Below are 15,463 nucleotides of genomic sequence, written 5' to 3'. Positions count from 1 at the left end.
CGATGAGACGCTCGGTCTTCACACGAGATTTGCCTCGGCGGATTCAAAACGAGCCGATCGCCCGATCCGACGATGCGCCGTCGGCCGTGGAGCGGGAGGGATTCCTGCGATCCTCGTGCGGGCGAGAGCACGGCGGCCTGGGAGTCGCCGATGGGCAATTCCGCGCCCCGGTGGACGCGCCGAGACTCATCAGGCATTCCAGGGAGAACACTCGATGAAGAAGCACCAGTTCGTGCCGGAGCAGCCGAACCCGATGGAAGCCCGCGCCCTCCTGAGCGGCTTCCGGTTCCCGGCCGCGTGGGGAGGATCGAACACCTTGGGCCTGAAAGGCGCCTTCGTGCTGACCAGCCGGACCTACGAGAACGTCCAGCGGTCGGTGGACGTGGCGATCAACAACTTCTCGCGCAACGTCCTGACGCTCTACGATCGCGAGGGGGGCTTCACCGCTCGCTTCTACGACAAGGTGGGGGTCGGCACCTACGGGCAGGGCTCGCAGCCGTACCTCTATCGCGCCGGGACGGGCCTGGCGAGCCTCGACTCCCGGCTGGCCGCCCTGGAGGTCAAGCTCCCTTACGGACGAGGCCTAGGCGCCGGGAACCCGACGGGAGGGGTCGGTCTCTCCAATCGCACGGCCCTGACGAGCGCCAACCCCGCCCTCGACGGGACGTCGGAGGGCGATCTCTCCGTCGCCGAACTGATGGAGAACGCCATCGGCACCGCCGCGGACCGCGCCGAACTCGCCAGCAACATGCAGCGCGTCCGATTCGTCACCCTCGCGGGGGGGACGAACGGCACGCTCGGCATCCTGCCTTCGTACGTCGCGGCGTTCGGCCCTCGGGGTGGCGTGTTCGGCACCCGGAACAGCTGACGGACGAGGGAAACGCTCCGCGCGGCCCTTCCGCGAGCGAGGGGCCCGCGGCGCGACAGTCCGACCCCGATCCGAATCCATCTACCCCACGCTTCCTTCCCGATCCCGCCAGCCTTATGATGTCGCTCGGATCGGCCAGGCCGACGAGGCGGCCGCGCCTGGCGCGGCATCTGGGAAGGAGCGGATCCGGGATGTCGTCACCGCTCACGGTCGCGCGACCCGACGTTCTGTCATCCGAGGACGCCGGCGCCAAGGAGCCCTGGAAGGCGCTCCGCGACGCCCAGTCCGTCAGCCCTTTCGTCGGCTTCTCGACCGACTCCCACCTCGACCGACGTCTTCGACCGTCCCCATGGGCCCCCATCCCAGGAGTCGCCGACCAATCCGCTCTGGATTCGCGGTTGCGACGATCACCACGCCGGGGCCGTGCTCGAACGCACGTTGGGGGATCGCCTCACGACGTCTCGAACTTGCCCAGCCTTCGGGCCGGAGCGACAGGGCGAGAATTTCGCCTGCCAGCTCATCCGTACGATGAGCCGGCGCGAGCCTCCCACCATCCCGAGCGGCCCTACCCACCGCCTGAACGTCGATCGCGCCGTGGTCCGCCTGGACGGGACGGCGGTCTCCGGGCTGATCAACGTCGTCGGCCCCGAGGTGATGGACAGGCCGACGTGGGCTCGGCCGATCGTCCGAGCCTTCGGTTTCGACGCGGTTCCGATCTCGGCCATGCCCGCCGGCGAGGTCGGGCAGGGTGTGCCGCGGCCTCGGAATTCCGGCCTCCGGATCGACCCGCTGGAAGGATTCTGGGCCGGATTCGGCTGCCCGTTGGGCAACGCCCTCGCCGACTTCGCTGCGAAACTCGACCCCACGGAGCTTCTCGACTGGGTTGAGTCCGCGATTCCCTGGACTAATGACGGTGCCCTTCGACACTGAGGAGCGCGTTTACGATGGATGCACACACAGGCGATTATCCGGGCCTCCCGCCCTCCTCCTTCGAGTCCCCCCCGTCGGCGGCTCCCGACGCCTCGCCGGAGTTGGAGGCGGCGGGTTCCATCCTGGAAAAGGCGTCGGAGCTGGGGGGCTCGCGCTCCTTGGCGTTCACGCTGATCAGCGTCGCGACCAGCCTCTACCTGCTGGAACGTCTCGAACCGGTCCTCCGTCCGCTCTTGATCGCGGTCCTCCTCTGCTATCTCTTCCTGCCCTTCTACAATCGTTTGCGTCGGCGAGTCCGGCCCGTCTTCGCCTTCCTGCTCATCACCTTCGGATTCACGCTCGGCATCCTCGCGCTCGGACGGATGGTCTATCACGACATCGTGAGCATCGACCAGAGCCGCGCCCGGTACCAGGAACGCGAGGCGGAACTGGAGCGAGCCGTGCGACGGGCGGTCGCCTCGGTCACCCCAGCGTTCGCGGGGGACGGCACGGTCCGGGACGAGACGACCGAGGAGGACTCGTTGACGGCCGAGATGTCGCAGCGCCTCGTCCGGGGGGCCGCCTCGGCCTTCATGTCGATGGCGCTGGAGTCCGTCGTGATCGCGTTTTACATGATCTTCCTGCTGCAATCGGCCTCGACGGTCCCGGCGCGCATCCGATCGAGCTTCTCCTCGGCGCGGGCGGGGAGGATCCTGGAGATCGTCGAGTCGATCAACGAGGCGGTCTCGGAATACCTGTTGGTGAAGGTCAAGGCGAGCCTGCTCGTGGCCATCCCGGTCTGGGCGCTGTGCATGGCGTTCGGGATCACCGGGGGGGCGACGTGGGGCGTCCTCACGTTCTTCGGGAACTTCCTGCCGTACATCGGGCCGCTCATCTCCGTCATCCCGCCGCTGGCGATCGCGTTCCTGGAGTTCCCGAACGTCTGGCCCCCGCTGGCGTTCGCCGGGATCCTGCTGACCATCCACGGGGTCACCGCGAATCTCATCGAGCCGGCCATGACGGGCAAGGCCCTCGGGCTCAACCCGCTGGTCGTCCTCATCGGTCTGGCCTTCTGGAGCTTGCTCTGGGGCTTCGTCGGCCTTGTCCTGGCCGTCCCCTTGACCGTGATCTTCAAGATCATCCTGGAGCACACGCCGGGGACTCGTCCGATCGCCCGCTTGATCTCTGAACAGAATTTGTCGTAATTTCAGATAGTCCCGCAGATGTCGGCCGTTTCGCCGAGATCAACGCCTGCAGGATCGCTCCGAGGTGGGAGAGGCTGGGACGACGGCCGGCGCCGGGACGCCGATTTACGGAGATACAGACGGCCGATGAGTCGCAAGAAACGAGTCGTCGTCATCGGGGCGGGGCCCGGGGGGTTGGCGGCCGCCATGCTCCTCGCGTCGGCAGGATGCTCCGTCACCGTGCTCGAGCGTCAGTCCCAGGTCGGCGGCCGGACGTCGACGTTTGAGTCGGATGGCTTCCGGTTCGACTTGGGGCCCACCTTCTTCCTCTATCCGAGGGTCCTGGAATCGATCTTCTCCGCCGTGGGACGCGACCTCCACGCGGAGACCCGGATGGTACGACTCGATCCGCAGTACCACCTGGTCTTCGGCGGCGGCGGCGAGCTGAAGGCCACGCCCGACGTCGAGCGGATGGAACGGGAGATCGCTGCCTTCTCGCCTCACGACGCCGCGCAACTCAGGCGGTTCATGGCCGACAACCGGGTCAAGATGGACCAGTTCCGGACCGTCTTGGAATCGCCCTTCCTGCGGTTCCGCGACCTGCTCTCGCCGAAGCTCGCCCGGATGCTTCCCCTGCTCCGCCCCTGGCTGTCGCTCGACGGCGAATTGAAGCGCTACTTCCACGACCCCCGCATCCGGCTGGCGATGACCTTCCAGTCGAAGTACCTGGGGATGTCGCCGTTCAATTGCCCCAGCCTGTTCTCGATACTGTCATTCCTTGAGTATGAGTACGGAGTGTTCCACCCGATCGGCGGCTGCGGCGCGGTCTCCGAGGCGATGTCCCGCGTGGCGCAGGACCTGGGAGCGACGATCTCGCTGGACGACGAAGTCGAGGAGATCCTGTTCGAGGGTCGCAAGGCCGTGGGAGTACGCTCGCGGTCGGGCGTCCATGAGTGCGACGCCCTCGTCATCAACGCCGACTTCGCGAGGGCGATGAGCCGGCTGGTGCCGGACGAGCTGCGGCCCCGCTGGTCGGATCGGAAGATCGCCCGCAAGCGGTTCTCCTGCTCGACGTACATGCTCTACCTGGGGATCGAGGGCCGTTACGACGACCTCGCCCACCACACGATCTACCTGGCCGAGGACTACATCGCGAATCTGGACGACATCGAGAAGCGACACGTCCTGTCGCGCGACCCGTCGTTCTACGTCCAGAACGCGTGCGTCACCGACCCGTCCCTGGCTCCCGACGGCAAGAGCACGCTGTACGTCCTCCTCCCGGTCACGCACCAGCACGACAACGTCGACTGGGCCCGCGAGGCCCCGGCGTTCCGGGATCTGGCCGTCCGCCAGCTCGGCAAGCTCGGCCTGAAGGACGTGGCGTCGCGGATCGTGTTCGAGCGTCAGGTCACGCCGGCCGACTGGGATCAGGACTACGAGATCCATCTCGGGGCGACCTTCAACCTGTCCCATAACCTGCGGCAGATGCTCTACCTGCGGCCCCGGAATCGCTTCGAGGACCTCCGGTCGGTCTACCTCGTCGGCGGGGGGACGCACCCGGGGAGCGGACTCCCCGTCATCTTCGAATCCGCCCGGATCACGTCGAAGCTCGTGGGCCGCGACCTGGGCGTTTCGGTCCCGGTCGACTCCGACGACGTCCCGCTCCCGCCCCTCGCCGGGGTCGTCTGAATCATGAAGGAATCTGATCTTATGAGCAAATCGGAACGCATCGGCGTCGTCGGCGGCGGGCTGGCCGGGCTGGCTTCGGCCTGCGTCCTGGGCGCGCGGGGCTACGACGTCGTCCTGTTCGACAAGAATCCCTGGCTCGGCGGCAAGGCGGCCGTGCTGGCCGAGGCCGGATATCGGTTCGACATGGGGCCGACGATCCTCCTGATGCCCTCGGTCCTGGCGAAGATCTTCGCGGAGGCCGGCCGCGACGTGAAGGACGAGCTGGACCTGATCAACCTCGACCCCCAGTGGCGCTCGTTCTTCGACGACGGCACGGTCCTCGACCTACACGCCGACCGCGCTCGGATGGCCGAGGCGCTCGACGCCTTCACTCCCGGCGGCGACGCGTCCGGTCAGTACGGCCGTTTCCTCGACTTCTCGAAGAAGCTGGAGGAGATCTCGCAGCGGTTCTACTTCTGGAAGTCGATCGGCTCCGTCCGCGACATGTTCGACCCGTCCGCTACTTTCAACGTGGCGATGCTGGCCGACGTCCTGCGGATGCGACCCTGGAGCACGGTCGGCCGGACCGTCCGGAACTTCGTCAAGGACGACCGGGTCGCGCAGATGCTCGACCACTTTACGCAGTACGTCGGCTCGTCGCCCGACCTCTCCCCGGCGATCCTCTGCGGCATCGCGCAGATGCAGACCGGCGAGGGGGTCTGGTACCCCCGCGGCGGAACCCGCGCCGTGGCCGAGGCCCTCGTCAAGCTGGCGGGCGAGTTGGGCGTCGAGTTGGTCCCCGGGGCCTCGGTCGAGTCGATCCAGACCGATGCGAAGGGGAAGGTTTCGGGCGTCCTGCTGTCCGACGGGCGGCAGGTCCCGCTCGCGGCCGTCGTCTCCAATTCCGACGCCGTCCGCACCCATCGGGAATTGCTGACGGATCAGAAGGCCGCGAAGAAGTTCGAAGGGCGTCGGAAGTACGAGCCGGCCTGCTCGGGCGTCGTCATGTACCTGGGTCTGGACCGTCGCTACGAGCACCTGCGGCATCACGACTTCGTCTTCTCGCGAGACCCGCACGAGGAGTTTGACTTCATCTACAACAAGGGCGAGCCCGCGCCGGACCCGACCTGCTACGTCTGCGCGACGGCCGGGACGGAGCCCGAGACGGCACCGCCGGGCGGCGAGGCCCTCTACGTCCTGGTGCACACGCCCTACCTCCGCCCGCACCACGACTGGTCGACCCTCTATCCGACCTACCGCAAGACGATCCTCGACAAGCTCGAACGGACGGCGGGCCTGACCGACCTGGAGAAGCACATCAAGTTCGAGCGGTGGTTGACGCCGCAGGACATCCACGACCGTTACCGCGTCCTGAACGGCGCGATCTACGGGCTCGCGAGTCACGGCCGGCTGAGCGGCGGATTCAAGCCGGCCAATCGCAGCCCGGACGTCCCCGGGCTCTACCTCGCGGGAGGCGCGGCGCATCCGGGGCCGGGCATGCCGATGGTCCTGATGTCGGGCTGGATCGCCGCCGACGCCCTCGACTCCGACGGCCTGGTCGAGCCGACTCGGGAGCCGCTCGCCAAGCGGGCCTCGGGGCCGCCGGTGGGCGTCTCCTGATGCCGCGCGCCGCCCGAGCCTCCAAGGCTCGGGGGGAGGCGCCCTCCGCCCTCCCCCCGAGCTACCCGTGGTTCTTCAAAGGGTTCCGCAAGTATTGCCGACGGTTCGTCGCGAAGAACTTCCACGCGCTTCGCGTCGATCGGCTCGGGAACCTCCAGCCCCCGCCGCCCGGCCCGCTGATCGTGGTCATGAACCACGCGTCCTGGTGGGACCCGATGGTCGCCCTGATCTTGAGCGAGTCGTTCGGCCCATCGCGCCTCCACTACGCGCCGATGGATGCGGGGGGCGTGAATCAATATCGGGTCCTGGAAAGGGTCGGGATCTTCGGCATCGAACTGGAGACCGCGCGAGGCGGCCTCGCGTTCCTCCGCCGATGCTCGGCGATCCTCTCGCAGCCGGAGTCGGTTCTGTGGATCACTCCACAGGGCCGCTTCGTCGACGTCCGGGACCGGCCCGTCCGCTTCAAAGAAGGACTCGGCCGGCTCCTCCATCGCACGTCCCACGCCTCGGTCGTCCCGCTCGCCATCGAGTATCCGTTCTGGAACGACCGGCGGCCCGAGATCCTCGTCCGCTTCGGTGCCTGGATCCCGGTCGTCGACGGAGGGGCCGAATCGGCCGATTCCTGGACGCGGAGGCTGGAAGCCGCCCTCGTCGAGGCGCAAGATGGGCTGGCGGCCGCCTCGCTGACGCGGGAAGAAGGGCCTTTCGACACCCTGGTCCGGGGTTCCGCGGGCGTCGGCGGGGTCTATGAATTCGGACGCCGGCTCCGGTACGCGCTCCGGGGCCAGCGATTCACGAGCGAACACCAGGTCCACCAGTACTCCGACGGTCCACCCTCATGACCTCCCTTCTCCTCGCCTGCCTGGCCTTCGCCATCCCGCCGGCGGTCGTCTTCGTCGGGAATCTTCGAGCTTATCGGCGGCTACCGGAGGCTCCCCAGGACTTTCCGGCCGTCTCCGTCCTGATCCCGGCGCGGAACGAGGAGCGGGCGATCGGCTGGGCCGTCGAGTCGATCCTCGCGAACGCCGGCGGGCCGATCGAGGTCGTGGTCCTCGACGACGACTCCGACGACGCCACGGCCGACGTCGTGCGGGCGATCGCCGCGCGCGACGACCGCGTAAGGCTGATCTCGGGGGAGGGCCCGCCGCCGGGCTGGTGCGGCAAGCAACGGGCCTGCTGGCTGCTGGCCCAGGAGGCGCGTCACGACCTGTTCGTCTTCCTGGACGCGGACGTCATCCTGAAGCCCGACGCCCTCTCCCGGATGGGTCGATTCATGGACGAGTCGGGCGTCGACCTCGCGAGCGGGATCCCGAGGCAAGTGACGGGAAGCCTGATGGAACGGCTGCTGATCCCGCTGATCCACTTCGTGATGCTCGGATTCCTGTCGATCGTGAGCATGAGGCGGACGCAGTTGCCGTCCCTCTCGGCGGGCTGCGGGCAACTCTTCGTCGCCCGCCGCGAGGGCTATTTCCAGGCCGGGGGCCACGCGGCGATCCGCGAATCCCTCCACGACGGCATCAAGCTACCCCGCGCCTTCCGGGCGGCGGGCCTGCGGAACGACCTGTTCGACGCGACCGACGTGGCGACCTGCCGGATGTACCGCAACGCGGGCGAAGTCTGGCACGGCCTCGCCAAAAACGCGGGCGAGGCGTTGGCGTCGCCGGGGCTGATCGTCCCCATGTCCATCATCCTCCTGATGGGCCAGGTCGCCCCGTTCGCGCTGGCCGTCGCGGCCGCGTCGTCCTGGCCCCGGCCGTGGACGGGGCTCGAACTGGGGGCGCTCGGCGTCGCCGTGGCGGCCGCGTGGGCACCTCGGATGATCGGGGTTCGACGATTTCGGCAGTCGCTAGCCGGGGCCTTGCTTCACCCCGTGGGCGTCGCGCTGCTGGTGGCGATCCAGTGGTATTCGTTCGCCCGCAAGATCCTGGGGCGCCCCAGCCGCTGGAAAGGGCGGGGCTACGCCGCGTCGTCGAAGGCCGAACCCCTGGTCGAGCCCCGCTGAGGGTCCGGACCGATGCGGGCTCAGGAGTGGTGCCGGAAGATGGCGTAGAGCAACCCCGCCAGTACCGAGGTCAGGGCCCAGGCCTTAACCTGAGATCGCAACGTCGGGGGGAAGAAGGGAGCGTCCTCGTCGGCGCGACGACGATGCACGACCGCGGCGCAGGCGTGCGCCCTCGATCGCAGCGCCAGGTCGGTCCGGCCGCAGTCCAGACAATGATACTGGATGAGGAGCGGGCAGACGGCCGCCGCGAAGAGGGTCGCCAGGAACAGGGCGAGGTTCCGCGACTCCAGGGAGTAGCGGAAGAGGACCCAGACGCCCAGCAATGCCATAACCGCCAGCAGGGGGTTGGCGATCAGACGCTGGAAGTCCGCCACCTCGCCGGGCGCGACCGTCGTCGGCCGGGTCATCGTGTCGAGATCGGGATCGAACGGGGTCATGGTCCACCTTCGTCGCCGGATCGCGGGAGTGGGCGGGCGAGGAGGCTGGAGGCCGTCGTGCCGCGGAACTCCGCTTGACACTCGTGCGAAATCGCCCGGATAATTCCATGCCTAACGGCAGAGGCTCGTCATCCGCACCCGCCATCGGGCTCGCCCGCCCGGCCCCCCGTCGAAGTCTCCGATGGGCGCCGGAGCCCGGCCGCCCCTCTCCGACTGGACGCTTGCTCGTGAATAAGGACATCCCCGTCGCGTCGTCACGACTTGAGGAGTTGCTCGCGGAACGGATCCTCGTCCTCGACGGGGCCATGGGTTCGGTCATCTATTCATATCAGCCCACCGAGGAAGACTACCGCGGCGCCCGGTTCGCGAACCATCCCATCCAGCTCAAGAATTGCACCGAGATCCTGGTGCTCTCGCAGCCCAAGATGATCGAGGACATCCATCGGGCGTACCTCGAAGCCGGCGCTGATATTATCGAGACCGATACGTTCAACAACAACCCCCTCTCCCTGGAGGAATTCGGCCTCGAGGAGCACGTCCGGGAGTTGAACATCCGCGCCGTGGAGATCGCCCGCAAGGCGGCGGACGACTACACCCGGCGCAATCCGGGCAAGCCCCGGTTCGTCGCCGGCAGCATCGGGCCCACGAAGAAGCAGCTCTCGATGGGCATCCACGTCGAGGACCCCGGCCGCCGCGACGTGACCTTCGACGAGATGGTCGCCAACTACAAGGTCCAGATCGCCGCCCTCGTCGAGGCCGGCGTCGACCTGCTCTTGCCCGAGACTTCATTCGACACGCTGGTGATGAAGTCGTGCCTGTTCGCGATCGACTCCTACTTCGAGGAGATCGGCCGGCGACTGCCGGTGATGATCTCCGGCACGATCTTCGACAGCCACCGGACCCTCTCCGCCCAGCCGGTCGACGCCTTTTATTATTCCGTCTCGCACTACCCGGCGCTGAGCGTGGGATTGAACTGCGCGGTGGGCGTGGAGCAGATGCGCTCGTCGATCGAGGCCCTGTCCGAGATCTGCAAGACGCGCGTGAGCTGCTACCCGAACGCCGGGATGCCCGACGGCTTCGGCGGCTTCAACGGCGACCGCGACCGCACCGCGAGGACCCTCGGCGAGTTCGCCCGCAACGGCTGGCTCAACCTCGTCGGCGGCTGCTGCGGCACCACGCCCGAATGGATCGCCGCGATCGCCAAGGAAGTTGAAGGGGTCGCCCCGCGGAAGACCCCCGACCTACCCGGCTACTCCACCTACAGCGGCATGGAGCCGCTGGTCGTCCGCCCCGAGACCAACTTCATCATGGTCGGCGAGCGGACCAACATCACCGGCTCCAAGAAGTTCGCCCGGCTGATCAAGAGCGGCGACTACGAGGCGGCCCTCGCCGTGGCGCGCGACCAGGTGGAGTCGGGCGCCAACATCGTCGACGTCAACATGGACGAGGGCCTCATCGACGGCGTCGCGGCCATGACCCGGTTCCTCAACCTGGTCTCGGCCGACCCGGCCATCGCCAAGGTCCCGATCATGATCGACTCCTCCAAGTGGGAGGTGATCGAGGCGGGCCTGAAGTGCGTGCAGGGGAAGTCGGTCGTCAACTCGATCGCCATTAAGGATGACCTCGCGAAGTTCAAACGGGAAGCCCGCTTGGTCCGCCGCTATGGGGCGGCCGTGGTCGTGATGGCTTTCGACGAAACGGGACAGGCCGTCACGCGCGACCACAAGGTCGCGATCTGCAAACGAGCCTACAAAATCCTCACCGAAGAGATCGGCTTCTCGCCCGAAGACATCATCTTCGATTGCAACATCCTGACGGTCGGCACCGGCATCGAGGAGCACAACAACTACGCCGTCGAGTTCATCGAGGCCGTCCGCGAGTTGAAGCGGCTGTTCCCGAAGTCGAAGACTTCCGGCGGCGTCAGCAACGTCTCGTTCTCGTACCGCGGCAACGACGTGGTGCGCGAGGCGATGAACGCGGCGTTTCTCTACCACGCCATCAAGGCCGGCCTGGACATGGGCATCGTCAACGCCGGCCAGCTCGAAGTCTACGAGGAGATCCCCAAGGACCTGCTGGAGCGGGTCGAGGACGTGCTGCTCAACCGTCGCCCCGACGCGGCCGACCGGCTCACCGAGTTCGCCGAGACGGTCAAGGCCGGCGGCAAGAAGGACAAGGGGAAGGACCTCGCCTGGCGCGAGCAGCCGGTCGCCGAGCGGCTCAAGCACGCGCTCATCACCGGGACGGTCGACTTCGTCGAGGAGGACGTCGACGCCGCCCTGAAGGAGTATCCCCGGCCGCTCTCGATCATCGAAGGGCCGCTGATGGACGGCATGAACGTCGTCGGCGACCTCTTCGGCGCTGGCAAGATGTTCCTGCCGCAGGTCGTCAAGAGCGCCCGCGTGATGAAGAAGGCCGTCGCCCACCTGACCCCTATGATGGAGGCCGAGAAGGCCCGCGCGCTCGCCGCCGGCGAGTCTTCGTCGGGCCACAGGGCGCGGGGCAAGATCCTCATGGCGACGGTCAAAGGCGACGTCCACGACATCGGCAAGAACATCGTCGGCGTCGTCCTCGCCTGCAACGACTACGAGGTCATCGACCTCGGTGTGATGATCCCCTGCGAGGACATCCTCAAGAAGGCGAAGGAGCACGAGGTCGACGTCATCGGCCTGTCCGGGCTGATCACGCCGTCGCTGGACGAGATGGTCCACGTCGCCCGCGAGATGAAGCGCGAGGGTTTCACCACCCCCCTGCTGATCGGCGGGGCGACGACGAGCGTCAAGCACACGGCCGTCAAGATCGCCCCCCAGTACTCCGGCCCGGTGCTGCACGTCAAGGACGCCTCGCGGTCCGTCGGCGTCGTGGATCGGCTGAATCGGCCCGACGCTCGGGAGGAGATGGACAGGCAGAATCGCGAGATGCAGGAGCGCGAGCGGCAGGCCTTCGCCGGCCGTCGCGAGCGGAACCTGTCGAGCCTGGCCGACGCCCGCGCCCGACGCTCGCGAATCGACTGGGAGGCCTCGCCGCTCGCCGCGCCGTCGTTCACGGGGGCCCGTCGCCTGGACGACTACCCGCTCGAAAAGCTGATCCCGTTCATCGACTGGTCGCCGTTCTTCTCGACCTGGGAGCTGAAGGGGAAGTATCCGGCGATCCTTGACGACCCGACCGTCGGCGAGGTCGCCCGCGAACTGCACGAGAAGGCCGTGGCCCTGCTCGGTCGGATCGTCGCCGACGGTTCGCTCAAGGCGCGTGGAGTCTACGGTTTCTTCCCGGCCAATTCCGTCGGCGACGACGTGGTGGTGTACACCGACGAGTCCCGCACCGAGGAATTGACCCGGTTCCACTTCCTGCGCCAGCAGTGGGAGCGGCAGGGCCAGGCCGAGTTCCGCTGCCTCGCGGACTTCGTCGCCCCGGTCGAGTCGGGCAAGGCCGACTACCTGGGCGCCTTCGCGGTGACGGCCGGCGTCGGATCGGACGCCCTCGTGAAGAAGTTCAAGGACGAGCTGGACGACTACAACGCGATCATGGCCGAGGCCCTGGCCGACCGGCTGGCCGAGGCTTTCGCCGAGTCCCTCCACCAGCAGGCGCGCCGCGACTGGGGCTATGGCGGCGAGGAGCAGCTCTCGCCCGCCGACCTGATCGCCGAGAAGTACCGCGGCATCCGCCCGGCGGCCGGCTACCCCGCCTGCCCGGATCATACCGAGAAGGGGACGCTCTGGAAGTTGCTGGACGCCGAGGACGCCACCGGCATCCGGCTGACCGAGTCGTACGCGATGCACCCCGGGGCGTCGGTCAGCGGGCTCTACTTCGCCCATCCCCAGGCCCGCTACTTCGCCGTCGACTTCATCCAGCGCGATCAGACGGAGGACTACGCGTCGCGCAAGGGGCTGCCGCTGTCGGTGGTCGAACGCTGGCTGGCCCCGAACCTCTCTTACGATCCCGACTGAGCGAGGGGGCGGGCGACCGTCCCCCGGTCTCGGTTTTCCTGGATTTCCGAAGCTCTCGGCGCGCACGTCTCCTAGAATTCAGGAGATGATCGCGTCCGAGGCGTTCGGCCCGCGCCCGCTCCTTCCTGGGATCTTCCACCAATGCTTAAACGTCTCCGGCTCGCCACGTTGTCAGCCGCGTCCTTCGCGGCCTGTGCGGCGTTCTCCGGCTTCGCCGTCTCGCAGGACGCGACTCCCCCCCCGCCAGCTATCGACGCGGCCGATGCCGGCCAGGGAGAGGCCCCTTACCCGGCCCACGTCCGGCCGCCGGCGCACTATCCGCAGCAGCGTCGGAGCATCGTGCACCACAATCCCTACCCGTACCCCGAGTATTACCACGGGGATCAGCAGGGCGGGTTCCGGAATCCCGGCGGACGCGGGCGATACGCGGAGTATTACTCGGCGGGGGACGATTTCCACGACCGAACCGCACGCGACCCCGTCCAGCGGGCGAAGTTCGATCAGGGGGGCGGGGCCCCGGACCGGGCCGAGCAGATCGCGGCCTACAACGCCGGGACCCAACGGTACAACTCCATCCAGCGCAGCATCGACAGCTACGCCCGCCCCGCCTGGGGGATGGGCTTCGGAGTCGGCGGCTTCGGCGGTTTTTGGTGAGAGCGTCCGGACGAGGCGGCGTCGGCCAGCGACGCCGCCTCGGTGATCCTGGACGTCATTCCTCCTCGACGCCCGCCCGGGTCTTCTGGTAGCGTTCCACGATCTGCTGCTGGATGTTGGGCGGGACCGGCTCGTAGCCCCGCATCTCCATCGCGAACGAGCCCTGCCCCGACGTCATGCTCTTGAGCGTCGAAGCGTAGGAGAGCATCTCCGCGAGCGGCACGACGGCCTGGATCGACTGCAGGCCCCCCGGCTGGGCCTCCATCCCGTGGATGTGGCCGCGACGGGTCGACATGTCGGCCGAGATGTCGCCGAAATAGCTCGACGGCGCGGTGACGTCGACCGAGACGATCGGCTCCAACAGCACCGGGTAGGCCTTCTCGAAGGCCTTGCGGAAGGCGTTGGCGGCGGCCGTCTTGAACGCCTGCTCCGAGCTGTCGACCGGGTGGTCCTTGCCGAAGTAGACCTCGACCTCCACGTCGACGACCTGGTTCCCGGAGATCACGCCTTTCTCGAGGCGTTCCCGCACCCCCTTCTCGACCGCCGGGATGTATTGATTGGGGATGGTCCCCCCCTTCACGGCATCGGTGAAGGCGAAGCCCTTCCCGCGCTCGACGGGGCGGACGCGGAGGTGGACCTCGGCGAACTGGCCCCTGCCGCCGGTCTGCTTCTTGTGGCGATGGTCGGCCTCGGCGGGGGCGGAGATCGTCTCCAGGTACGGGACGTGGGGGATGTGGGTGGACATCTCCAGCTTGTAGCGGTTCTTGAGCCGTTGCTGGATCACGTCCAGGTGCAGGTCGCTCATGCCCGAGATGACCAGCTCGTGGGTCTGGGCGTCGCGACGGATGGTGAAGGTCGGGTCCTCGTCGGCGATCTTCGTCAGGCCGGCGGAGATCTTCGCTTCGTCCTCTCGGGCCTTCGGGACCACGGCGCGGGGGACCATCGGGGCGGGGAAGCTGATCGGGGCGGCCTGGAGCCTGGCGACGCTGGTGTTGCCGCCCACGTTGCTGACGGTGTCCGAGACGTGCAGGTCGTCGAACTTGGCGATGGCCACGAGGTCGCCGGCGATGGCCTCCGCGACTTCCTCCTGGGCCTTGCCCTGGAGGATGTAGACGTGCCCCGCCTTGGCGGTCTTGCCGCTCCGCAGGTTGACGAGCGTGGTGTCGGGCGTGATCTTGCCCGTCAGGATGCGCAGGAAGCTGAGCTTGCCCATGAACTGGTCGTTGGCGGTCTTGAAAACCTGGGCCACGAGGGTCCCGTCCTCGGAGGGCAGGATCTCTTCCTGTCCGGCCTCGGCCTCATCGTTCCGGGTGCCGAAGCGATGGACGTCCTCGGGGCTCAGGCCGCAGGCCGCGACCAGGTCGAGCAGTTCCTTGACGCCCAGGTCCTTCTTGGTGCAGACGCAGAGGACCGGGACGAGCTTTCCCGCCGCGATGGCGTCGTGGGCCGCCTTGCGAAGCTCCTCGACGCCGATCTCCTCGCCTTCGAGGTAGCGGTTCATCAAGGACTCGTCGCTCTCCACGATCTGCTCCACGACCATCTGATAGGCCTCGGTCGGCGGCAGAGGGCAGCCGGCCGGGTCCTCGTCGTGGGACTGGAGGACGTCGATCACCCCGGCGAAGGTCGCGCCCTGGCCGATCGGGACGTTGAACGGCACGCACGCGGTGCCGAACGTCTCGCGGATGGCCTCCAGGTCGGCGCGGTAGTCGACGTTCTCGGCGTCCATCTTGGTGACGGCGACGAACCGGCCGAGCCCCAGGCGGCGGGCCTCGTTGAACAGCCGGCGGGTGTTGACCTCGATCCCGGCCGGGCCGGAGACGGCCAGGACGACGTTCTCGACCGCCGCCAGGGCACTCAGGGCGTTGCCGATGAAGTCGGGATAGCCGGGCGAGTCGATCAGGTGGACCTGCTTGCCGTTCCACTCCAGATGGCCGAGGTGGCAGTCGATCGTGAAGTGCCGGCGCTTCTCCTCGTCGTCGAAATCCAGCGTGCTGGTGCCGTCGTCGACCGAACCCTTGCGCGGGGTCGCCCCGGCGGCGAAGAGGAGGGCGTCGGCAAGGCTGGTCTTGCCGGACGCCCCATGTCCAGCCAGCGCAAGGTTCCTGATGTCGGCGACGTGATAGGTCGTGGTCATGGCGAGTGTCCTTGAGAGAGGTCCGTGAAACGCACGAAGATCC

General features: G+C 67.7%; 10 protein-coding genes. 8 read left to right on the top strand and 2 right to left on the bottom strand.

The window, feature by feature from the left end:
* The first annotated feature begins 214 nt into the window (after positions 1–214).
* From G6O68_RS17965 to G6O68_RS17940, 6 genes are all read left to right on the top strand, one after another.
* Entirely contained in the window at positions 215–868 is a 654-nt protein-coding gene (locus G6O68_RS17965) for a hypothetical protein (protein WP_165250018.1), read from the top strand.
* A 944-nt stretch (positions 869–1,812) separates the two neighbouring features.
* Complete coding sequence (locus G6O68_RS17960) at positions 1,813–2,982, top strand: AI-2E family transporter (protein WP_165250017.1); 1,170 nt, start codon at positions 1,813–1,815, stop codon at positions 2,980–2,982.
* A 126-nt stretch (positions 2,983–3,108) separates the two neighbouring features.
* Positions 3,109–4,650, top strand: a complete 1,542-nt coding sequence (gene crtI, locus G6O68_RS17955) for a phytoene desaturase family protein (RefSeq protein WP_165250016.1) — start codon at positions 3,109–3,111, stop codon at positions 4,648–4,650.
* Between the two features lie 21 nt (positions 4,651–4,671).
* Positions 4,672–6,249 (top strand): phytoene desaturase family protein, encoded by a 1,578-nt coding sequence (locus G6O68_RS17950; RefSeq protein ID WP_165250015.1) that lies wholly within the window; start codon positions 4,672–4,674, stop codon positions 6,247–6,249.
* A complete protein-coding gene (locus tag G6O68_RS17945) occupies positions 6,249–7,091 on the top strand; it encodes a lysophospholipid acyltransferase family protein (protein ID WP_165250014.1) in 843 nt (280 codons plus the stop codon). The genes G6O68_RS17950 and G6O68_RS17945 overlap by 1 nt, the downstream gene beginning before the upstream one ends.
* Positions 7,088–8,251, top strand: coding sequence for a glycosyltransferase family 2 protein (locus G6O68_RS17940; protein WP_165250013.1), 1,164 nt, complete (start codon positions 7,088–7,090; stop codon positions 8,249–8,251). The genes G6O68_RS17945 and G6O68_RS17940 overlap by 4 nt, the downstream gene beginning before the upstream one ends.
* A 20-nt stretch (positions 8,252–8,271) precedes the next feature.
* Here the strand turns inward: G6O68_RS17940 and G6O68_RS17935 are convergent, their stop codons facing one another.
* The gene (locus tag G6O68_RS17935) at positions 8,272–8,688 is read right to left on the bottom strand and encodes a hypothetical protein (protein ID WP_165250012.1); all 417 of its coding nucleotides are present in this window, start codon (positions 8,686–8,688) and stop codon (positions 8,272–8,274) included.
* A gap of 227 nt (positions 8,689–8,915) precedes the next feature.
* Here G6O68_RS17935 and metH point away from each other — a divergent pair, with 227 nt between their 5' ends.
* On the top strand, positions 8,916–12,632 hold the full coding sequence (gene metH, locus G6O68_RS17930; protein WP_240911377.1) for a methionine synthase: 3,717 nt from the start codon (positions 8,916–8,918) through the stop codon (positions 12,630–12,632).
* 141 nt (positions 12,633–12,773) lie between these two features.
* The gene (locus G6O68_RS17925) at positions 12,774–13,286 is read left to right on the top strand and encodes a hypothetical protein (protein ID WP_165250010.1); all 513 of its coding nucleotides are present in this window, start codon (positions 12,774–12,776) and stop codon (positions 13,284–13,286) included.
* A gap of 55 nt (positions 13,287–13,341) precedes the next feature.
* On the opposite strand, the gene fusA is transcribed toward G6O68_RS17925, so the two are convergent.
* Positions 13,342–15,420 carry an elongation factor G gene (gene fusA, locus G6O68_RS17920; RefSeq protein WP_165250009.1) on the bottom strand — a complete coding sequence of 693 codons (2,079 nt, stop codon included), beginning with the start codon at positions 15,418–15,420 and terminating at the stop codon, positions 13,342–13,344.
* Positions 15,421–15,463 lie beyond the last annotated feature (43 nt).

Source organism: Paludisphaera soli (genome assembly GCF_011064595.1).
Classification (GTDB): domain Bacteria; phylum Planctomycetota; class Planctomycetia; order Isosphaerales; family Isosphaeraceae; genus Paludisphaera; species Paludisphaera soli.
Note: the sequence above shows the minus strand (reverse complement) of the source record. Positions and strands in the feature narration are given on the sequence as shown.